This window comes from Jiella endophytica (genome assembly GCF_004519335.1).
Taxonomy (GTDB): Bacteria; Pseudomonadota; Alphaproteobacteria; order Rhizobiales; family Rhizobiaceae; genus Jiella; species Jiella endophytica.
The window spans coordinates 73,327-93,218 of record NZ_SOZD01000006.1 but is presented as its reverse complement, the minus strand read 5'-3'; the positions used below and the strand labels follow the sequence as shown (position 1 = coordinate 93,218).

At 67.0% G+C, this 19,892-nt stretch carries 17 protein-coding genes; 15 read left to right on the top strand and 2 right to left on the bottom strand.

Annotated elements, in window-relative coordinates; genetic code table 11:
* The first annotated feature begins 70 nt into the window (after positions 1-70).
* The 13 genes from E3C22_RS18760 (at position 71) to E3C22_RS18705 (ending at position 15,427) form a co-directional block, all read left to right on the top strand.
* Positions 71-1,519: a UDP-N-acetylmuramoyl-L-alanyl-D-glutamate--2,6-diaminopimelate ligase gene (locus E3C22_RS18760; protein ID WP_134763412.1), complete on the top strand. Its 1,449-nt coding sequence runs from the start codon at positions 71-73 to the stop codon at positions 1,517-1,519.
* The gene (locus E3C22_RS18755) at positions 1,516-3,009 is read left to right on the top strand and encodes a UDP-N-acetylmuramoylalanyl-D-glutamyl-2,6-diaminopimelate--D-alanyl-D-alanine ligase (protein WP_134763411.1); all 1,494 of its coding nucleotides are present in this window, start codon (positions 1,516-1,518) and stop codon (positions 3,007-3,009) included. Before E3C22_RS18760 ends, E3C22_RS18755 begins: the two co-directional genes overlap by 4 nt.
* Positions 3,006-4,088, top strand: a complete 1,083-nt coding sequence (gene mraY / locus E3C22_RS18750) for a phospho-N-acetylmuramoyl-pentapeptide-transferase (RefSeq protein WP_134763410.1) — start codon at positions 3,006-3,008, stop codon at positions 4,086-4,088. The genes E3C22_RS18755 and mraY overlap by 4 nt, the downstream gene beginning before the upstream one ends.
* Before the next feature lie 10 nt (positions 4,089-4,098).
* Positions 4,099-5,499 (top strand): UDP-N-acetylmuramoyl-L-alanine--D-glutamate ligase, encoded by a 1,401-nt coding sequence (gene murD, locus E3C22_RS18745; RefSeq protein WP_134763409.1) that lies wholly within the window; start codon positions 4,099-4,101, stop codon positions 5,497-5,499.
* Entirely contained in the window at positions 5,496-6,662 is a 1,167-nt protein-coding gene (gene ftsW, locus E3C22_RS18740; protein ID WP_134763408.1) for a putative lipid II flippase FtsW, read from the top strand. Before murD ends, ftsW begins: the two co-directional genes overlap by 4 nt.
* Before the next feature lie 6 nt (positions 6,663-6,668).
* Positions 6,669-6,962, top strand: coding sequence for a hypothetical protein (locus E3C22_RS18735; RefSeq protein ID WP_134763407.1), 294 nt, complete (start codon positions 6,669-6,671; stop codon positions 6,960-6,962).
* Entirely contained in the window at positions 6,959-7,099 is a 141-nt protein-coding gene (locus E3C22_RS24550) for a hypothetical protein (protein WP_167591821.1), read from the top strand. The genes E3C22_RS18735 and E3C22_RS24550 overlap by 4 nt, the downstream gene beginning before the upstream one ends.
* 197 nt (positions 7,100-7,296) lie before the next feature.
* Positions 7,297-8,397 carry an undecaprenyldiphospho-muramoylpentapeptide beta-N-acetylglucosaminyltransferase gene (gene murG / locus E3C22_RS18730; protein WP_134763406.1) on the top strand — a complete coding sequence of 367 codons (1,101 nt, stop codon included), beginning with the start codon at positions 7,297-7,299 and terminating at the stop codon, positions 8,395-8,397.
* A 28-nt stretch (positions 8,398-8,425) separates the two neighbouring features.
* The gene (gene murC, locus E3C22_RS18725) at positions 8,426-9,853 is read left to right on the top strand and encodes a UDP-N-acetylmuramate--L-alanine ligase (RefSeq protein WP_134763405.1); all 1,428 of its coding nucleotides are present in this window, start codon (positions 8,426-8,428) and stop codon (positions 9,851-9,853) included.
* Positions 9,850-10,791, top strand: a complete 942-nt coding sequence (gene murB, locus E3C22_RS18720) for a UDP-N-acetylmuramate dehydrogenase (RefSeq protein WP_134763404.1) — start codon at positions 9,850-9,852, stop codon at positions 10,789-10,791. The genes murC and murB overlap by 4 nt, the downstream gene beginning before the upstream one ends.
* A 502-nt stretch (positions 10,792-11,293) precedes the next feature.
* Positions 11,294-12,598: an outer membrane protein transport protein gene (locus E3C22_RS18715; RefSeq protein WP_134763403.1), complete on the top strand. Its 1,305-nt coding sequence runs from the start codon at positions 11,294-11,296 to the stop codon at positions 12,596-12,598.
* Between the two features lie 275 nt (positions 12,599-12,873).
* Positions 12,874-14,598: a dihydroxy-acid dehydratase gene (ilvD, locus tag E3C22_RS18710; RefSeq protein WP_134763402.1), complete on the top strand. Its 1,725-nt coding sequence runs from the start codon at positions 12,874-12,876 to the stop codon at positions 14,596-14,598.
* Complete coding sequence (locus E3C22_RS18705; protein ID WP_134763401.1) at positions 14,585-15,427, top strand: tetratricopeptide repeat protein; 843 nt, start codon at positions 14,585-14,587, stop codon at positions 15,425-15,427. Before ilvD ends, E3C22_RS18705 begins: the two co-directional genes overlap by 14 nt.
* Positions 15,428-15,490: 63 nt before the next feature.
* On the opposite strand, the gene xth is transcribed toward E3C22_RS18705, so the two are convergent.
* Both xth and erpA read right to left on the bottom strand, forming a co-directional pair.
* Positions 15,491-16,273: an exodeoxyribonuclease III gene (gene xth / locus E3C22_RS18700; protein WP_134763400.1), complete on the bottom strand. Its 783-nt coding sequence runs from the start codon at positions 16,271-16,273 to the stop codon at positions 15,491-15,493.
* 8 nt (positions 16,274-16,281) lie between these two features.
* The gene (gene erpA, locus E3C22_RS18695) at positions 16,282-16,623 is read right to left on the bottom strand and encodes an iron-sulfur cluster insertion protein ErpA (protein WP_134763399.1); all 342 of its coding nucleotides are present in this window, start codon (positions 16,621-16,623) and stop codon (positions 16,282-16,284) included.
* Positions 16,624-16,766: 143 nt separating this feature from the next.
* Here erpA and E3C22_RS18690 point away from each other — a divergent pair, with 143 nt between their 5' ends.
* Positions 16,767-17,990: a deoxyguanosinetriphosphate triphosphohydrolase gene (locus E3C22_RS18690; RefSeq protein WP_134763630.1), complete on the top strand. Its 1,224-nt coding sequence runs from the start codon at positions 16,767-16,769 to the stop codon at positions 17,988-17,990.
* 105 nt (positions 17,991-18,095) lie between these two features.
* Entirely contained in the window at positions 18,096-19,841 is a 1,746-nt protein-coding gene (gene argS, locus E3C22_RS18685; protein ID WP_134763398.1) for an arginine--tRNA ligase, read from the top strand.
* The last annotated feature ends 51 nt before the right edge of the window (positions 19,842-19,892 follow it).

Genomic DNA, 19,892 nt, shown 5'->3' with positions numbered 1-19,892 from the left:
TCGCGCTCCACTAGAAGATCAGTCGGGCGGTCGATCGTTGCGGCCGCCCTCCGGGCAAGGACCAGCATCGATGCAATTCTCCCTTCTGGCACAGGAGCTCGGCTCGCTCGAAGGCGATACCGACCCGCAGATCGCCTCGCTGACCGCCGATTCCCGCAAGGTGACGCCGGGCGCGCTGTTCGCGGCGCTGCCGGGCACCAGGGCCGACGGTTCGGCCTTCGTCGCCGATGCCGAGGCGAAGGGCGCCGCGGCGGTCCTCTGCGGTGAGGACGTTTCGCTTTCCACCAGCCTGCCGGTGCTGCGCAGCGCCGATCCGCGCCACGCCCTTGCCGTGATGGCGGCGCGCTTCTTCGGCGCCCAGCCGGAACATGTCGTCGCGGTGACGGGCACCGCTGGCAAGACCTCGATCGCCACCTTCACCCGCCAGATCTGGGAGCGGACCGGACGCGCCAGCGCCTCGATCGGCACCACCGGCGTCGTCTCGCCGAAGCGCGTCATCGACGGCACGCTGACGACGCCCGATCCGGTGGAGCTCGCCGCGCTGATGGCGGAGCTTGCCGGCGACGGCGTCACCCATGCGGCGATGGAGGCCTCCAGCCACGGCCTCGACCAGCGCCGCCTCGACGGCGTTCGGCTGTCGGCCGCAGGCTTCACCAATCTCGGCCACGACCACCTCGACTATCATCCCGATCCCGACAGCTATTTCACCGCCAAGATGCGGCTCTTCACGGCGCTGCTGCCGAAGGGCGCTCCGGCGGTGATCAATGCCGACGACGCCTGGTCTGGCCGGGCCGTCGAGGTCGCGACCGGCGTCTCGGCCAACGTCATGACGGTCGGTCGCGCCGGCAGCTTCCTGACGCTGAAGCGCCTCGAACACGAGCGCAGCCGGCAGATCGCCGAGATCGAGGCGGAGGGCCGCATCCACCGGATCGTCCTGCCGCTCGCCGGCAGCTTCCAGATGGCCAATGCCCTCGTCGCGGCGGGGCTGGCGATCGCCACCGGCGTGGGCGTGAGCGAGGCGCTCGGCGCGCTGGAGCATCTGAAGGGCGCCAGCGGCCGGCTGGAACTTGCCGGCACCACGCCGTCGGGCGTTCCGGTTTTCGTCGACTATGCCCACAAGCCCGAGGCGCTGGAAAACGTCATCGAATCGGTCCGGCCCTTCACCACCGGCCGCGTCGTCGTCGTCTTCGGCTGCGGCGGCGATCGCGACCGGGCCAAGCGCCCGATGATGGGCGAGATCGCGACCCGCCTCGCCGACATGGTGATCGTCACCGACGACAATCCGCGCACGGAAGAGCCGGCCTCGATCCGCGCCGCGATCATGGCGGCAGCGCCCGGCGCCACCGAGATCGGCGACCGCCATGAGGCGATCCGGACGGCGATTTCCGCCTCCACTGCGGGCGATACGGTCATCGTCGCCGGCAAGGGACACGAAACCGGCCAGAAGATCGGCGAGGTGACGCATCCCTTCAGCGACCACGAGGAAGTGCGGTCGGCGATCGCGGAGCTTCAGAAATGACCGAATGGCTTTGGGAGACCAGCGTCCTTCTCGACGCGATGCAGGCGCGCCCGATGGGCAGCCTGCCGCAGGGCGTGACCGGCATCTCCATCGACACCCGCACGCTCGAGCCGGGCGACGCGTTCTTCGCCATCAAGGGCGAACGCTTCGACGGGCACGAATTCCTTACCACGGCCCAGCGGGCCGGGGCGGGGCTGGTCGTCGTCGCCGAGCACAAGCTGCCGGCGCTCGGCCGCGTCCAGGCGCCGATGCTGGTCGTCGACGACGTGATGAACGCCCTGACGCGGCTTTCCGAGGCGGCGCGCGCCCGCTCGAAGGCGAAGATCGTCGCGGTGACCGGCAGCGTCGGCAAGACCACCACCAAAGAGGCGCTGCGCCACGGGCTGTCCGCCGTCGGCAGCGTCCATGCCAGCGCCGCCTCCTTCAACAACCACTGGGGCGTGCCGCTGTCGCTCGCACGACTCCCCGCCGAAACGGGCTTCGCCGTCTTCGAGATCGGCATGAACCATCCCGGCGAGATCCGGCCGCTGGTCAAGCTCGTCCGCCCGCATGTCGCCATCGTCACGCTGATCGCGCCGGCCCATCTCGGCCACTTCCGCGACCTCGACGAGATCGCCGAGGCGAAGGCGGAGATCTTCGAGGGCTTGGTGCCTGGGGGAACGGCGATCCTCAATGCCGACGACGACAGGTGCGGCCTCCTGGCCGACTATGCCCGCAAGGCCGGGGTCACCAGCATCGCCACCTTCGGCGAGGGCGCCGGCGCCGACTTCCGGCTGATCGCCTTCGAGGCGACCCGCGAGGGCGCCAAGATCGACGCGGAGATCGCCGGCGAGCCGCTGCGCGTGACCCTTGCGACACCCGGGCGCCACATGGCGCAGAACGTTCTTGCCGTGCTCGGCACGGCCGAAAAGGTCGGCGCCGACGTCGGCGCGGTGGCGGCGTCACTGGCCGGCTGGCGTGCGGTGAAGGGCCGGGGCGCCCGCCACAGGCTGGCGCTTGCGGGCGGCGGCGCGGTGACGCTGATCGACGACAGCTACAACGCCAATCCCGCCTCGATGCGCGCGGCGCTCGACGTTCTGGCGCGGGCCGAGCCGGGCGCGGGCGGCCGGCGCATCGCCGTGCTCGGCGACATGCTGGAACTCGGCACGTCGTCCGGCGAACTCCATGCCGGCCTGAAGGAATCGGTGCTTGAAGCCGGCGTCGATATCGTGTTCCTCGCCGGCAACGAGATGAAGGCGCTTGACGACGCTCTGGAGGGTGTCGGGGAATGCCATTGCCGGTGGCACGAGACCAACGACGAGCTCGTCGCCGATCTCGAAAAAACGATGCACGGGGGCGACGTCGTCCTCGTGAAGGCTTCGAAGAGTATTGGATTTTCTCCCTTGGTCGAAACTCTGCTGTCACGCCACGAAGATAGGACGCAGGCACCGTCGCCCGGCGGCGACGCCGGTGCCGCGGCAGCGGATGAGACCTCGGGAGGGGCCAAATGATCGCCTATCTGGCCGAATTCGCCGACACCGTCCCGCTCTTCAACGTCTTTCGCTACATCACCTTCCGCACCGGCGCGGCGATGATCACCGGCTTCATCGTCGTCTTCCTGTTCGGACCGGCGATCATCTCGGCCCTGCGCATCCGCCAGGGGCGGGGACAGCCGATCCGGGCCGACGGGCCGCAGACGCATTTCAAGAAGGCCGGCACGCCCACCATGGGCGGGCTGATGATCCTGTCCGGCGTCATCGTCTCGACGCTGATCTGGGCGGATCTGAAGAACGTCTATGTCTGGACCGTGCTTCTGGTGACCGTCGGCTTCGGCGCCATCGGCTTTTACGACGACTATCTGAAGGTGACGAAGCAGAGCCATCTCGGCTTTTCCGGCCGGGCGCGGCTCGGGCTCGAATTCGTGATCGCGGCGCTGGCCATCGGCGCGATCGTCTATGCCGGGACAGGCAGTTTCGCGACCTCGCTGGCATTCCCCTTCATCAAGGAATTCCTCCTCGATCTAGGCTGGTTCTACATCGTCTTCGCCGCGGTGGTGATCGTCGGCGCGGCGAATGCGGTGAACCTCACCGACGGGCTCGACGGCCTCGCCATCGTGCCGATCATGATCGCTGCCGCCGCCTTCGGGCTGATCGCCTACATCTCCGGCAATGTGAACTTCTCCAACTACCTGCAGATCCACTATGTCGCCGGCACCGGCGAGTTGTCGCCGCTCTGCGGCGCGGTGATCGGGGCCGGGCTCGGCTTTCTCTGGTTCAACGCGCCGCCGGCGGCGATCTTCATGGGCGACACGGGGTCCCTGGCACTCGGCGGCATGACCGGGGCGATCGCCGTCGCCACCAAGCACGAGATCGTCCTGGCGATCATTGGCGGGTTGTTCGTCATCGAGGCGATGTCGGTGATCATCCAGGTCGCCTCCTTCAAGCTGACCGGCAAGCGGGTCTTCCTGATGGCGCCGATCCACCACCATTTCGAAAAACTCGGCTGGACGGAAAGCCAGGTGGTGGTACGCTTCTGGATCATTGCCTTCATGCTGGCCTTCATCGGTCTGTCGACTTTGAAACTCAGATGAGCAGGTCGCGATGATCCCTGTCAGGAGCTTCGCCGGTGCGAGCGTCGCCCTGTTCGGCCTCGGCGGTTCGGGCCTTGCGACCGCGCGGGCGCTGGTCGCCGGCGGCGCGAAGGTCACCGCTTACGACGACAATCCGGCGAGCGTCGACAAGGCCGGCGCCGAGGGGATCGCGACGGCGGATCTTCGATCGGCGGACTGGACGCGCTATGCCGCGCTGGTGCTCTCGCCCGGCGTGCCGCTGACCCATCCGAAACCCCACTGGACGGTGGATCTCGCGCGCCTCCACCAGGTGCCGGTGATCGGCGACATCGAACTTTTCTCGCGCGAGCGCCGCGCCGAGGCCCCCGGCGCGCCGTTCGTCGCGATCACCGGGACCAACGGCAAGTCGACGACGACGGCGCTGATCGCCCACTGCCTGAAGGTTGCCGGCAAGGACACCCAGCTCGGCGGCAATATCGGCGTCGCCGTCCTGACGCTCGATCCGCCGGCGCCAGAGCGCCACTACGTCGTCGAGTGCTCCTCCTACCAGATCGACCTCGCGCCGACGATCGAGCCCACCGTCGGCATCCTCCTCAACCTGTCGCCGGACCATCTCGACCGGCATGGCACCATGGGCAACTACGCCGCCATCAAGGCGCGGCTCGTCGCCAATGCGCAAGCTGCGGTGATCGGCGTCGACACCGCGCCATGCCGCGAGATCGCCAATGGTCTCGAATCGGACGGTGCGGCCGTGACGCGGATCTCGCAGGCCGACATTCTCGATCGCGGCGTCGGCTTCGACGGAAAATCGCTGCAGCGGCGCATGCCCGGCTATGGCGAGGCGAGCTTCGACCTGACGGCGATCGGCTCGCTGCGTGGACGCCACAATGCCCAGAATGCCGCCGCCGCGGTCGCCTCGCTGACGCTTCTCGGGGTCGACGACGCGACGATCGCCCGCGGCCTTGCGACGTTTCCGGGCCTGGCGCATCGGATGGAGGAGGTCGGCCGCGCCGGCCGCGTCCTCTTCGTAAACGATTCCAAGGCGACCAACGCCGATGCCGCAGCGCCGGCGCTCGCCGCCTTCCAGCGCATCTACTGGATCGCCGGCGGTCTGCCGAAGGAGGGCGGCATCGCCTCGCTGCGGCCGTTTTTTCCCCGCCTCGCCAAGGCCTACCTGATCGGCGAGGCGGCTCCGGCCTTTGCTGCGACTCTTGGTGAACGAATTCCTTACGAAATCTCTGGCACACTGGATATCGCCGTCGAACATGCGGCGGCCGATGCGAAAGCGGCCGGAGAGGATGCGGTGGTTCTGCTATCCCCGGCCTGCGCAAGCTTCGACCAGTTTCGTAATTTCGAGGTCCGGGGCGATGCCTTCCGCGCGGCGGTGGCCGCCCTTCCGGACGTCGAGGCAACCCGCGGGGATTCGCGATGACGAGCGCATGGACGAGGCAGGCGACGGCAACGCTGATCGCCGACTGGTGGCGGAGCGTCGACCGCTGGCTGCTCGCGGCCTTCATGATCCTGCTCGTCGCCGGCTTCATGCTCTCCTTCGCGGCGAGCCCGCCGGTCGCCGAACGCATCGGTCTCGAGCCCTTCCACTTCGTCAAGCGCCATGCGCTGTTCCTCATCCCGTCGGTGATGGTGATGCTCGGTGCGTCGCTGCTGACGCCGCGGGGCGTCAGGCGGGCCTCCTTCGTCATCCTGATCGGTGCGATCCTCCTGATGGTCGCGGCGCTGTTCTTCGGCACCGAGATCAAGGGCGCCCGCCGCTGGATCGACTTCGGCCCGCTGAACATCCAGCCGTCGGAATTCATGAAGCCCTGCTTCATCGTCGTCTGCGCCTGGCTGCTCGCCGAGAAGGTCAAGCGCGCCGACGTGCCGGGCAATCTCTACGCGCTGATCCTCCTGTTGATCGTCACCGCGCTGCTCGTCGCCCAGCCCGATCTCGGCCAGACCATGCTGGTCGCCAGCGCCTGGGGCGGCCTCGTCTTCATGGCCGGCCTCTCCTGGCTGTGGATCGTGCTCCTCGGCGGCGTCGGCGTCGTCGGTGCGGCCGGCGCCTATCTGATGTTCGATCACGTGGCGAGTCGCATCAACCGCTTCTGGACCGGCGAGGGCGACACCTTCCAGACCGATCGGGCGCGCGAGGCGATCCTCAATGGCGGCTGGCTCGGCCAGGGACCGGGCGAGGGCACGGTGAAGCGTCTTCTGCCGGACAGCCACACCGACTTCGCCTTCTCGGTGCTCGCCGAAGAATTCGGCATCATCGCCTGCATGGTGCTGGCGACGCTCTTCGCCTTCGTCGTCCTGCGCGGTCTTTCCACCGCACTGAAGCAGCGCGATCCCTTCGTCCGGCTGTCGATCTGCGGTCTCGTCTTCATCTTCGGCCTGCAGTCGATCATCAACATGGCCGTCAATCTCCAGCTGATGCCGGCGAAAGGCATGACGCTGCCGTTCATCTCCTACGGTGGCTCGTCGATGCTGGCGATCGCCATGTCCGCCGGCTTCATCCTCGCGCTCACCCGCAGGCGCGCCGAGAACCGCTCCTATACCGACCAGCTGGTGCAGAGGACGATGGTGCTGCACGGCGCGTGAACCGGCATGGAGGGCGAGGAGAGACCGGCAGAAACAGCGACATCGCCCGTCCCGCCGGCCGCCGGCGCTGCCGGCGGCAACAAGACCGAAGGTGAACGCGAGCAGGTGAAGCTCGAAGCCAACTACATGAACGGCATCGCCATCGGCGTCTTCATCGTCGGTGGCTTCACCATTCCGACGTCGATCGTCCTTAATTCCGGCGACTACGTCTTTGCCGTGATTTTTGCGCCGTTTTGCTTTGTGGCCAGTTTTATCCTACATAAAGCAGCGAAGCGCTCACTTAAGGAGCTGGATCGATGAGCCTGATGGAGACCATTCTGCTCGCATCCCTGATGCCGGTCAGCGCGCTTGTCATTGCCGCTCTCGTCCTGCGGGACGCCCGCCGCATTACCGAGCAGGCGCATGCCCGCGCCCGCCGTCAGGCCGACAGGCCATAACCGCCAGTTTCTGCCGCTTTCGCCGCCGCTCCGCTCGCCCTTCGGGAGGTGTCTCGCACGAGATGCACGCCGGGCGGCATCGAGAAACGACCGCGCTCTCACTCGACTTAGGCAGGCGAAGGCGGTGTCGCTGCTGATCGACTTGCGATATCGACGGCTGACGAAGCCAGTTTCCGGTCCGCTTTCCACGAGTCCTCATGACCACCATCCTTCTTGCTGCCGGGGGTACCGGCGGCCATCTCTTTCCGGCCGAGGCGCTCGCCCATGAGCTGATCGCCAGGGGCTATGGCGTCGAACTCGTCACCGACGAGCGGGCAGGGCGGTTTGCCGACCGCTTTCCCGTCAGGGAGGTGCACCGCGTCCGCTCGGCGACCTTCGCGTCGAAGAACCCGCTGGCCGTGGCAAACTCGCTCTGGACGCTCTGGCGGGGTTTTCGCGAGGCCGGCGCGCTCGTCCGCAGGCTGCGCCCGGCGGTCGTCATCGGCTTCGGCGGTTATCCGACCGTGCCGCCGCTGATGGCCGCGACGCGGGCCGGGCGGCCGACGATCATCCACGAGCAGAACGCCGTCATGGGCAGGGCCAACCGCTTCCTCGCGCGCCGCGTCGACAGGATCGCCGCGGGCATCCCGCAGGACAAGGCCGACGCCTCCATCGCCGGCAAGATCACCGTCACCGGCAATCCGGTGCGGCCCGCGGTGATCGAGGCGGCAAAGATGCCCTATCGCCCGGCCGGCGAGGGCGAGCCGTTCAATCTCGTCGTCTTCGGCGGCAGCCAGGGCGCGGCTTTCTTTTCCGACGCGGTCCCGCAGGCGGTCGAGCTTCTGCCTGAGGGGATCCGCAACCGGCTGAGGGTCACCCAGCAGGCGCGCGCAGAGGACGAGGTGCGTGTACGAGCCTTCTACGAGGAGCGCGGCATCGTCGCGGATGTCTCGCCCTTCTTCACCGACATGGCGGCGCGGATCGGTGCCGCGCATCTCGTCGTCAGCCGCTCCGGCGCCTCGACCGTTTCGGAAATCGCGGTGATCGGCAGGCCGGCGATCCTGGTGCCGTTCCCCTACGCGCTCGACCATGACCAGGCGGCGAATGCCGCGCGGATCGAAGCCGAGGGTGGCGCGGTCGTTGCTCCGCAGGCCGAGCTCTCGCCGCAGCGTCTCGCCGAGCTGATCGGCGGCATCGCCGGCGATCCGGACCGCGCCGCGGCCATGGCGTCGGCGGCCAGGGGAACCGGCGTGCCGAACGCTGCCGCCTTGCTCGCCGATCTCGTTGCCTCTATGCCCGGGGCCGCTATAGATCAATGAAATTTCGCAAGGTCCAAGGGGAATCGCCATGAAGATGCCGCCGAATATCGGACCGGTCCATTTTATCGGGATCGGCGGCATCGGCATGAGCGGCATTGCCGAGGTTCTGGTCAATCTCGGCTATACGGTGCAGGGCTCCGACCAGAGCGAGAACGCCAACGTCCAGCGGCTGCGCGAAAAGGGCGTCACCGTCCATGTCGGCCATTCGGCCGAAAACCTCGGCAAGGCCGAGGTTGTGGTGGTCTCGACGGCGATCCGCCGCAGCAACCCCGAACTCTCCGCCGCCCGCGAGCGGCTGCTGCCGATCGTCCGGCGCGCCGAGATGCTGGCAGAGCTGATGCGCTTTCGCCAGGCGATCGCCATCGGCGGCACCCATGGCAAGACGACGACCACCTCGATGGTCGCGACGCTGCTCGATGCCGGCGGCATGGACCCGACCGTCGTCAATGGCGGCATCATCAACGCCTATGGCACCAACGCCCGGATGGGCGACGGCGACTGGATGGTGGTCGAGGCAGACGAGAGCGACGGCACCTTCCTGAAGCTTCCCGCCGACGTCGCGGTGGTCACCAATATCGATCCCGAGCATCTCGACCACTACGGCACCTTCGATGCGGTGCGCGCCGCCTTCCGGGCCTTCGTCGAGAACGTGCCGTTCTACGGCTTCGCGGTGATGTGCCTCGACCATCCCGAGGTGCAGACGCTGGTCGGCGAGATCGAGGACCGCCGGGTCATCACCTATGGCGAGAACCTCCAGGCGGACGTCCGCTTCGAGAATCTGCGTTTCGAGCCGGGCAAGTCGCTGTTCGACGTGACGATGCGCGACCGTGTCACCGGCGAGACGGAGACGATCCCGAACCTTGCTCTGCCGATGCCCGGCCGCCACAACGTTTCCAACGCCACCGCGGCGATCGCCGTTGCCCACCGCCTCGGCATCCCGGCGGAGGCGATCCGCACCGGGCTCGCCGGCTTCGGCGGCGTCAAGCGCCGCTTCACGCTGACGGGGACCGTCGGCGGCGTCGCCGTCTATGACGACTACGGCCACCATCCAGTGGAGATCCGTGCCGTCCTCGCCGCCGCCCGCTCATCGGCGACCGGCCGGGTGATCGCCGTCGTCCAGCCGCATCGCTACACCCGTCTGCAGTCGCTGTTTTCCGACTTCGCCTCCTGCTTCAACGATGCCGACACGGTGATCATCGCGCCGGTCTACGCGGCGGGCGAGGAGCCGATCGAATTCGTCAGCTCGGAAATGCTGGTGGAGCGGCTGAAACTCGGCGGCCACCGCGACGCCCGGCTGATCGACGGGCCGAAGGAAATCGCGCCGCTGGTCAAGCAGATCGCCAATTCCGGCGACATGGTCATCTGCCTCGGCGCCGGTTCGATCACCCAGTGGGCCTATGCGCTGCCGAAGGAACTGGAGAAGCTCGGCATGGGCGACGCCGGAGCCTCGGCGTGACGCTGCTCGACCGGCTCGGCGAGCGTCTTTCCGGGATCCGCGGGCGGCTGACGCCCGATGCGGCGATGGCCAAGCTCACCTGGTTTCAGGTGGGCGGCCCGGCCGATCTGTTCTTCCAGCCGGCCGACGAAGAGGATCTCGCGCTGTTCCTCGAACGGCTGCCCGAGGAAATCCCGGTCCTGACGGTCGGCGTCGGCTCCAACCTCCTCGTCCGCGACGGCGGCATCGAGGGGGTGGTGATCCGCCTGTCGGCGAAGGGTTTCGGCAGCACCGAGCAGCTGTCCGACAATCGCCTCCGGGCCGGCGCAGCGCTTCCGGACAAGCGGCTGGCGGCAGCGGCCCTCGACGCCGGGATCGGCGGTTTTCATTTCTATCACGGCATTCCGGGAGCGATCGGCGGCGCGCTCAGGATGAATGCCGGGGCGAACGGCACCGAGACCGTCGAGCGGGTGGTGGAGGTCCACGCGCTCGACCGCAAGGGCGGACGCCATGTGCTCTCCAACGCCGAGATGGGCTATTCCTACCGCCACTCCGAGGCGCCTGCCGAGCTGATCTTCACCGGCGCCGTCTTCGAGGGCTATCCGGCCGAGCGCGAGGCGATCCGCGCGAAGATGGGCGAGGTGCAGCACCACCGCGAGACGGTCCAGCCGATCCGCGAGAAGACCGGCGGCTCGACCTTCAAGAACCCGGCCGGAACCTCGGCCTGGAAGGAGATCGACAAGGCCGGTTGCCGCGGTATGACGATCGGCGGCGCGCAGATGTCCGAGATGCACTGCAACTTCATGATCAATACCGGCGATGCGACCGGCTTCGACCTTGAAAGCCTGGGCGAGACGGTGCGCCGCCGCGTCAACGCCTCATCGGGCATTCTCCTCGACTGGGAAATCAAGCGGCTCGGCCGTTTCGCTGCGGGGCGAATCGTCGAGTCCGCCGTGTGACCGGCGCACGGCAGGGTTTCGGGCAGCGGAATGGCGCCGGGGTGGCGAATGGCGAATTGCAACGCGCCCGCTGCCGCTGAGGCGGAAGGATCCCGTTTGTGTGTGGCTTCGGCCTCGGCCCAATTCCTTTTTTGGTAATTCTTCCGCCTGTGGCGGATTCCATTTGCACCGATGCCGGCCAGCGCCATTGACGTTTGCGTAAACGGCAAAACTTGTCACATTTCCGCCACTCGGTGTTCGGAATTCGCACGTTCAACGTGCCTTATGGAGGGGCGCAGCCCCGCGGCGGTGAAGAAGCGATCAATTGCGACTTCAATACAGACTGTGACATTGCTTCGGTCGTTCAGTAATTATCTGATACTTTGGTATCATTACATGCTTCTTTGATGCATGCGGTGAAGCATTGGACGCATACCCAAATCGCCGAGATTGCATTACGCTTCTCCCATTGATGACGTCGTGAAGCCGAAATCGGCCCGGCGTCGGAGAATTGGGGGGAAACATGACATTCAATCGGAAGAGCCTGTCGGTCGCCACCGTCGTCGCGCTCAGCTGCAGCACCGGGGCGCTCGCCGGAGGCTTCCAGCGCGGCACCGCCGACACCGACATCCTGTTCGAGCAGGGCACCGTCAATACGCGCGCCAGCCTGACCTATATCAGCCCGCAGCGCGGCTTCACCTCGATCAACGGCGTCGACGTCGATGGCGGCGACTACACCGGCGACTATGTCGTGCCGAACTATGCTTTGTCGCTCGGCAACGACACCGTCGGCTGCGCGGGAACCGCGACCGAATCGTTTGCCGGTGAGTCCGACTATTCCGATCTTCCGGGCGGAGCGCTGCCGGCGCAGGTCAGCGGCCTTTCCACCGGCCTTCCCGTCGGCACCTCGACCGCCGCGCGGACGGACATCTTCGGTGCGACGACCACCGCGGTCTCGCAGACCCAGCGGCTCGCCTTCGACTCCACCGAACTCGGTCTCACCTGCCGCGTGAGCTACGCTGCCGAATCGGGCCGGTACAGCCTGCTCGGCGGCGTCTTCGTCGAGGACTTCCACTTCGAGGGCACCAGCCTCGGTACCCGCTATGCGGCGCCCGGTGTGCCGATCGCCGCGGTGACCAGCCGCATCGATGTCGAGAGCGACGGCGACTACAAGACCGGTTTCCGCATCGGCGCCGCCTACGAGATCCCGGAATACGCCCTGCGCGTTCAGGCGATGTACCGCTCCGAGGTCAAGCACGACGACATTTCCGGCGACGGCACGGTGACGATCCTCTCCTCGCTGGCGCCGACGCTGCCGGCAGGCACGGTGGTCCCGGTCGATTCCTTCCTTAGCGAGGCGATCAGCCCGCAGTCGGTGGAGATCAAGGCGCAGACCGGCGTCGCGCCCGGCTGGCTGCTGCTCGGCTCGTTCCGCTGGACCGACTGGTCGACCAACGAGGCTTCGGTGCTGACGATTTCCAGCCCGCTGATCGGCACCACCTCCTCCTATGCGCCCTATCACTGGCGCGACGGCTACACCGCGTCGATCGGCGTCGGCCATGCCTTCAACGACGAGATCTCCGGCGCTGTCGCGCTCGGCTACGATCGCGGCGTCTCGACCGGCGCGGAGACCACCTATACCGACATCTACACCCTGTCCGGCGGCGTCTCCTTCAAGCCGAACAAGATGGCCGACCTGCGCTTCGGCGGCCTCGTCGGCTACTGGACCGACGGCAGCCAGTCGATCGCCGAGGACAGCTACTACAATGCGACCGTCGGCGACGATTTCGTCTACGGTCTCAACGCATCGCTCCGGCTCACCTTCTGATCCAGGAGAGGTTGCCCCGCAGCCGCAAGTTTCAGATAAGCTTCATCGACAAAAGGCGCGCCTTTCACGGCGCGCCTTTTTCGTGTGCGGCCAAAAGGTTCCGTCACTTTTCTGCGAAAAATCGGCTGTGCTTGCGGGGCAACACTATTGCATCGTTGCATCGGCTATAGTCGCGGGGACGGATCAGGTGCCCCGTTGCCGCCACAAAACACCGTCACCTCGATCCGTAGTCGAACTCTCGGCGGAGGATTCGGCTCAATGACGAGGGGGAGTGCATGGACGCGAATTCGATCGACAAATCAAAGCTGCCGAGCCGTCATGTGACGGAAGGTCCGGAGCGTGCGCCGCACCGCTCCTACCTTTACGCCATGGGGCTGACCTCGCAGCAGATCCATCAGCCGCTGATCGGCGTCGCGACCGCCTGGAACGAGGCCGCGCCCTGCAACATCTCGCTGCAGCGTCAGGCGCAGGCGGTGAAGAAGGGCGTTGCCGCTAATCACGGCACGCCGCGCGAATTCGCCACCATCACCGTCACCGACGGCATCGCCATGGGCCATGCCGGCATGAAGTCCTCGCTCGCCAGCCGCGACGTGATCGCCGATTCGGTCGAGCTGACGATGCGCGGCCATTCCTACGACGCGATGGTCGTCATGGCCGGCTGCGACAAGAGCCTGCCCGGCATGATGATGTCGATGATCCGGCTCAACGTGCCGTCGATCTTCATCTATGGCGGCTCCATCCTGCCGGGCCGCTACAAGGGCCGCGACATCGTCGTACAGGACCTGTTCGAGGCCGTTGGCCTCCATTCCGTCGGCAAGATGGATGACGTCACCCTCGACGAGATGGAGCGCGTCGCCTGTCCGTCGGCCGGCTCCTGCGGCGGCCAGTACACCGCCAACACCATGGCGATGGTCGCCGAGGCGATCGGCCTCGCGCTGCCATACAGCTGCGGTGCGCCCGCACCCTACGAGATCCGTGACGCCTTCTGCTCGGCGGCCGGCGAGCAGGTGATGGAACTCCTGAAGCAGAATCTCCGTCCCCGCGACATCGTCAGCCGCAAGGCCTTCGAGAACGCCGCGATGACGGTCGCCGCCACCGGCGGCTCGACCAATGCCGCGCTGCATCTGCCGGCGATGGCCCATGAGGCGGGTATCGAGTTCGACCTCTTCGATGTCGGCGAGATCTTCCGCAAGACGCCCTATATCGGCGATCTGAAGCCCGGCGGCCGCTACGTCGCCAAGGATCTCTTCGAGGCGGGCGGCATCCCGCTCGTGATGAAGGCGCTGCTCGACGGCGGCTTCCTCCATGGCGACTGCATGACCGTGACCGGCAAGACCGTCGCGGAGAACCTTGCCAATGTGAAGTGGAACGAGGAGCAGGACGTCGTCCGCGCCACCTCCAACCCGATCTCGCCGACCGGCGGCGTCGTCTCCCTGTCGGGCAACCTCGCGCCGGACGGCGCCATCGTGAAGGTTGCAGGGCTGAAGAACCTGCGCTTCGTCGGCCCGGCCCGCGTCTTCGACGACGAGGAGGCGTGTTTCGCCTGCGTCGACAAGCGGGACTACAAGGAAGGCGAGGTGCTGGTGATCCGCTACGAGGGCCCGAAGGGCGGCCCCGGCATGCGCGAGATGCTCTCCACCACCGCGGCTCTCTACGGCCAGGGCATGGGCGACAAGGTCGCGCTGATCACCGACGGGCGCTTCTCCGGCGCGACCCGCGGCTTCTGCATCGGCCATGTCGGCCCGGAAGCCGCCGTCGGCGGCCCGATCGCGCTGGTCGAGGACGGCGACATGATCACCCTCGACGCGACCACCGGCGAGATCTCCGTCGATGTCAGCGAGGAAGAATTCGCCCGGCGCCGGGCGTCCTGGAAGCCGCGTGAGACCGAATATCCCACCGGCGCGATCTGGAAATATGCGCAGCAGGTCGGCACGGCCCGCAAGGGTGCCGTGACCCATCCGGGCGGCGTTGCGGAAAAGCACTGCTATGCGGACATTTGAGCGCATCCTTTCGGTTTGCGTCGTCGCCTCCGCCGTTGTCCTGGCTGCGGGACAGGGGAGCCTGGCGCTTGATCCCGACGCCCAGGTCAATCCCGACGCCGGGCCGCTGGAGCTGTTTTCCTTCGGCTTCAAGGCCTATCAGCGCGGCGAGAAGCTCGAGGCCTTCGAGGCGCTGCGCTATGCCGCCGACAAGGGCCATCCCGGCGCTCGCTGGAAGCTCGGCAAGATGTATGCCGAGGGCGACGGGGTGCCCGAGAACGACTATGAGGCGTTCAAGATCTTCGAGCAGATCGTCCGCGACCAGGAGGACGAGAACGGCAGCTATTCGAATGCCGCCTATGTCGCGAGCGCCGTCGTGGCGCTTGCCGACTATCTGAGGGTCGGCATTCCGAACAGCCCGGTGACGGTCGATCTGCCGCGGGCGCGGCAGTTCTATTTCCATGCCGCCTCGTTCTTCGGCGACGCCAAGGCGCAGTTCGAACTCGGCCGGATGCTGCTCTATGGCGATGGCGGCCGCGCCAATCCCCGCCAGGCGGCCCGCTGGCTCAATCTCGCGGCGGAAAAGGGCCATGTCGGCGCCAAGGCGCTGCTCGGCTACCTGCTGTTCGACGGCAAGAAGATTTCGCTGCGGCCGGAGCCGGTCCGCGGGCTCGCCATGCTGACTCTGGCGCTGCGCCAGGCGGGTCCGAGCGACCAGCAGTGGATCCGGCCGCTGCAGGAAGAGACCTTTTCGGTCGCCAGCGAGGATACCAGGCGCGAGGCGCTCGCCTATGCCGACCAGCACACCGAAGTGCCGGCCAGCCAGTCGGTGGTGAGCGCCAAGAACTGACCGGCCCCCATCTGGCTGCCGGGCAGGGACGTCAGTTGGCCGGGCAGGGTGCCCGCCGGCTCGTCAGGCGGCGAGCTGGATCAGCACGGGCACGTGGTCCGACGGCTTCTCCCAGCCGCGGACATGCTTGTCGATGCCGACCGAGACCAGCCGGTCCTGGACTTCCGGCGAGACCAGCAGATGGTCGATGCGGATGCCGGCATTCTTCTGCCAGGCACCGGCCTGATAATCCCAGAAGGTATAGGTCTTTGGCTGGTCGGTGGTGGCGCGCAGCGCGTCGGTCAGGCCGAGATTGACCAGCCGCCGCAGCGCGCCGCGGCTTTCCGGCTGGAACAGCGCGTCGCCGAGCCAGGCCTCCGGATTCGCCGCGTCGACCGGCATCGGGATGACGTTGTAGTCGCCAGCGAGGACGAGGTCGTCCTCCGCTTCGAGCAGCGTTGCCGCATGGGCGATCAGCCGCTCCATCCAGGCGAGCTTGTAGGGAAATTTCTCGGTGCCGAGCGGATTGCCGTTGGGCAGATAGATCGAGGCGACCCGAAGCCGCCGGCCGCCGACCTCCCATACCCCCTCGATATAGCGGGCATGCTCGTCGGTATCGTTGCCCGGCAGGCCGCGCATGACCGAGGCGGGCTTCTCCTTGGACAGCAGCGCGACGCCGTTGAAGCCCTTCTGGCCATGCGTCTCGACATGATAACCGAGCGCCTCGATCGCCGCCCGCGGGAAGGTCTCGTCCTGGCTCTTGATCTCCTGCAGGCAGGCGATGTCGGGCGACGCCGCCTCGAGCCAGGCGGTGAGTGCGTCGAGGCGCGCCTTGACGCCGTTGATGTTCCAGGTGGCGATCAGCATCGGTGCGGTCAGACCGAGAAGGACGTGCCGCAGCCGCAGGACGCGACGGCGTTCGGATTGCGGATCTGGAAGGACTGGCCCATGAGGTCGTCGACGAAATCCACCACCGAGCCTTCGAGATAGACCAGCGAGACCGGATCGACGACGACGCGCGCGCCGTCCTTCTCGATGACGAGGTCGTCCTCCTCGCGATCGCTGGTGAGGTCGTATTTGTAGGAAAAGCCCGAGCAGCCGCCGCCCTCGACGGAAATGCGCAGGCTTGGGCTGCCTTCCGACTTCGACAGGATCGAGGAGATGCGCCTGACCGCACTGTCCGAAAGGACCACCGGCTTCGAGAGTGTCTCGCTCATCTGATCGTCGGCACGGCGTCGCCGCCCGTGCCGCTCCTTGTTCGTTTGAAGCCCATTAGTTATGGACGCGGAAGCGACCGGTCAATCACCCACGCTGGCACTCCAGCGGGCCGGAGGAGGGCAGAAGGGCTCGATCCATGGTCATGCCGGAAGACGCATTCGCGCTTGCCGCAGGCCAGTCCGGCCGGGCGGCGTTTGCCGAGGATCCGGCGGCCTCGCGCGGCCGCCTCTTTGCCGAATCGTCGAGCCCGACCCGCACGCCCTTCCAGCGCGACCGCGACCGCATCGTCCATTCCGCCGCCTTCCGCCGGCTGAAGCACAAGACACAGGTCTTCGTGCCCTATGAGGGCGACACCTACCGCACCCGCCTGACCCATACGATCGAGGTCTCGCAGATCGCCCGGGCGCTCGCCAGGGCCTTCAGTCTCGACGAGGACCTGACCGAGGCGGTCGCGCTGGTCCACGACTTCGGCCACACGCCCTTTGGCCATGCCGGCGAGCGGGCGCTCGACCGGCGCATGAGCGCCTATGGCGGCTTCGACCACAATGCCCAGTCGCTGCGGATCGTCACCGCCCTCGAAAGCCGCTACGCCGAGTTCGACGGGCTGAACCTCTCGTTCGAGACGCTGGAGGGGCTGGTCAAGCACAATGGCCCGCTGACCGGCCCGCACGCCGTTGGCGAAGGCGGCGAGGGCCATCCGGTGCCGAGGCCGATCCTCGACTTCGACGCCCAGATGCCGCTCGGGCTCGGCCGCTTCGCCGATCTCGAGGCCCAGGCCGCGGCGATTTCCGACGACATCGCCTACAACACCCACGATCTCGACGACGGCCTGCGCGCCGGGCTGATCGCGCTGTCCGATATCGAGGAGCTCGACCTCGCCGGTTCGATCCTTCGTGAAGTCAGGACGAAATATCCCGGCCTGGACCCGTCCCGGACGATCCACGAGATCATGCGGCGGCACATCACCCGCCTCGTCGAGGACGTCATCAGGGCGACCGCGAAGGGGCTCGCCGAGATCGGCCCGCAAAGTGCCGACGACGTCCGCGATGCCGGCCGGCAGATCATCCGCTTTTCGCCCGACATGGAGGCGGCGGTGACCCAGACCCGGCGGTTCCTGTTCACCCGGCTCTATCGCTGCGACAGCGTGATGCGGGTGATGCTCGAGGCCGAGCGGGTGGTCGAGGCGCTGTTCGACCGGTTCGCCGAGCGGCCGGAACTGATGCCGCGGGACTGGTCGGCCGGGCTGGCGGACCTCTCCGAGGACAGGCTGATGCGGCGCATCGCCGACTACCTCTCCGGCATGACCGACACTTATGCCATCGGCGAATATCAGCGCCTGTTTGACGCCGTGCCGCAATTGCGCTAGCCGCCGGGCCCACCATCTTGCCACGAGAGAGCCCGCAAGGCGCGGCTCGCCGGAACCGTAGGGCGGGCGGCCGCAACGGCCGCGGGCCGCCCAGAGGATTGATCGATGAACGTCTTTGCCGACTTCGAGAATCGGGTGAAGCAAGCGGTGCAACCTCTTGTCCCCGCTGGCGAAGAAATCGATCTCTCCCGCGTCACGGTCGAACCGCCCCGCGATGCGGCCCATGGCGATCTCGCGACCAATGCGGCGATGGTGCTGGCCAAGCCCTTCGGCATGAAACCCCGCGATCTCGCCGAGAAAATCGCCGCGGCGCTTGGCGCCGACCCGGATGTCGCGACGGTCGCCATCGCCGGGCCGGGCTTCATCAACATGACGCTCTCGCCGGCCTTCTGGACGGCGCATCTCGCGACGCTGCTCCATGCCGGCCTCGACTACGGCCGCGGGGCGCCCACCGGCCGCAAGGTCAATGTCGAATATGTCTCGGCCAACCCGACCGGCCCGATGCATGTCGGCCATACCCGCGGCGCCGTCGTCGGCGACGTCATCGCCCGGCTGCTCGCCTTCGCCGGCGACGACGTCACCCGGGAATACTACATCAACGATGCCGGCGAGCAGGTCGGCGTTCTCGCCCGCTCGGTCTTTCTGCGCTATCGCGAGGCCCTCGGCGAGGCGATCGGCGAGATCCCCGCGGGGCTCTATCCCGGCGACTATCTCAAGCCGGTCGGCGAGGCACTGGCGGCGGAATTCGGCGACACGCTGGTCGGCAAGGACGAGGCCGAATGGCTGCCGATCGTCAAGGATCGGGCGATCGACGCGATGATGGCGATGATCCGCTCCGACCTGAAGGCGCTCGGCGTCGAGCACGAGGTGTTCTTTTCCGAACGCACGCTGCATGCCGAAGATGGCGGCAGGATCGCCGAGGCGATCGCCGACCTGCGCGACAAGGGCTTCGTCTATCAGGGCACGCTGCCGCCGCCGAAGGGCCAGCTGCCGGAGGATTGGGAAGACCGCGAGCAGACCCTGCTGAGGTCCACCGAGGTCGGCGACGACCAGGACCGGCCGCTGGTCAAGTCGAATGGCGCCTACACCTATTTTGCCGCCGACGTCGCCTATTTCCGCGACAAGTACGAGCGCGGCTTCTCCGAGATGATCTATGTCCTCGGCGCCGACCATGGCGGCTACGTCAAGCGGCTGGAAGCGGTGGCGCGGGCGATCTCCGGCGGTGCGGCGCGGGCCGACTGCGTGCTCTGCCAGCTGGTCAAGCTCTATCGCGACGGCGAGCCGGTCAAGATGTCGAAGCGCTCCGGCGACTTCGTCACCCTCGCCGAGGTGGTGGAGGAGGTCGGCCGCGATCCGGTGCGCTTCATGATGCTCTACAGAAAGAGCGACGCGCCGCTGGACTTCGACTTCAAGAAGGTGACGGAGCAGTCGAAGGACAACCCGGTCTTCTACGTGCAATACGCCCATGCCCGGTCGGCGGCGATCTTCCGCCAGGCGCGGGAAGCCGGGATCGCCACTCCAGCTTACGGCAAGGTTGACGTCGCGGCGCTTGAGGGACTGGCGGATGTCGGCGAAGTCGGCCTGTTGCGCAAGCTCTCCGAGTTCCCGCGGCTGATCGGCCAGGCGGCAGAGGCCAAGGAACCCCACCGTCTTGCCTTCTATCTCAATGATCTCGCTGCGGCTTTTCATGCCCAATACAACCGCGGCAAGGATCTTCCCGAGTTACGCTTTGTTAACCAAGCTGAGCCAGAACTATCCGTTGCGAGGCTTGGACTCGTCAAAGCGGTCGCGACCGTCCTCCATGTCGGCCTCGATCTGATCGGCGCCGATGCGCCGGATGAAATGCGCTAGGTCATCACGCTTTGGCCAATTTCCTCGCCTAGCCATCGAAACCGTGGAGGA

Bases quoted from the DNA above. Each gene is read 5' to 3' on its own strand.
- E3C22_RS18760 (WP_134763412.1), top strand. From the start codon at position 71: ATGCAATTCTCCCTTCTGGCACAGGAGCTCGGCTCGCTCGAAGGCGAT.
- ilvD (WP_134763402.1), top strand. From the start codon at position 12,874: ATGGACGCGAATTCGATCGACAAATCAAAGCTGCCGAGCCGTCATGTG.
- argS (WP_134763398.1), top strand. From the start codon at position 18,096: ATGAACGTCTTTGCCGACTTCGAGAATCGGGTGAAGCAAGCGGTGCAA.
- E3C22_RS18690 (WP_134763630.1), top strand. From the start codon at position 16,767: ATGCCGGAAGACGCATTCGCGCTTGCCGCAGGCCAGTCCGGCCGGGCG.
- E3C22_RS18715 (WP_134763403.1), top strand. From the start codon at position 11,294: ATGACATTCAATCGGAAGAGCCTGTCGGTCGCCACCGTCGTCGCGCTC.
- E3C22_RS18705 (WP_134763401.1), top strand. From the start codon at position 14,585: ATGCGGACATTTGAGCGCATCCTTTCGGTTTGCGTCGTCGCCTCCGCC.
- E3C22_RS18735 (WP_134763407.1), top strand. From the start codon at position 6,669: ATGGAGGGCGAGGAGAGACCGGCAGAAACAGCGACATCGCCCGTCCCG.
- murC (WP_134763405.1), top strand. From the start codon at position 8,426: ATGAAGATGCCGCCGAATATCGGACCGGTCCATTTTATCGGGATCGGC.
- xth (WP_134763400.1), bottom strand. From the start codon at position 16,273: ATGCTGATCGCCACCTGGAACATCAACGGCGTCAAGGCGCGCCTCGAC.
- murG (WP_134763406.1), top strand. From the start codon at position 7,297: ATGACCACCATCCTTCTTGCTGCCGGGGGTACCGGCGGCCATCTCTTT.
- ftsW (WP_134763408.1), top strand. From the start codon at position 5,496: ATGACGAGCGCATGGACGAGGCAGGCGACGGCAACGCTGATCGCCGAC.
- erpA (WP_134763399.1), bottom strand. From the start codon at position 16,623: ATGAGCGAGACACTCTCGAAGCCGGTGGTCCTTTCGGACAGTGCGGTC.
- murD (WP_134763409.1), top strand. From the start codon at position 4,099: ATGATCCCTGTCAGGAGCTTCGCCGGTGCGAGCGTCGCCCTGTTCGGC.
- mraY (WP_134763410.1), top strand. From the start codon at position 3,006: ATGATCGCCTATCTGGCCGAATTCGCCGACACCGTCCCGCTCTTCAAC.
- E3C22_RS18755 (WP_134763411.1), top strand. From the start codon at position 1,516: ATGACCGAATGGCTTTGGGAGACCAGCGTCCTTCTCGACGCGATGCAG.
- E3C22_RS24550 (WP_167591821.1), top strand. From the start codon at position 6,959: ATGAGCCTGATGGAGACCATTCTGCTCGCATCCCTGATGCCGGTCAGC.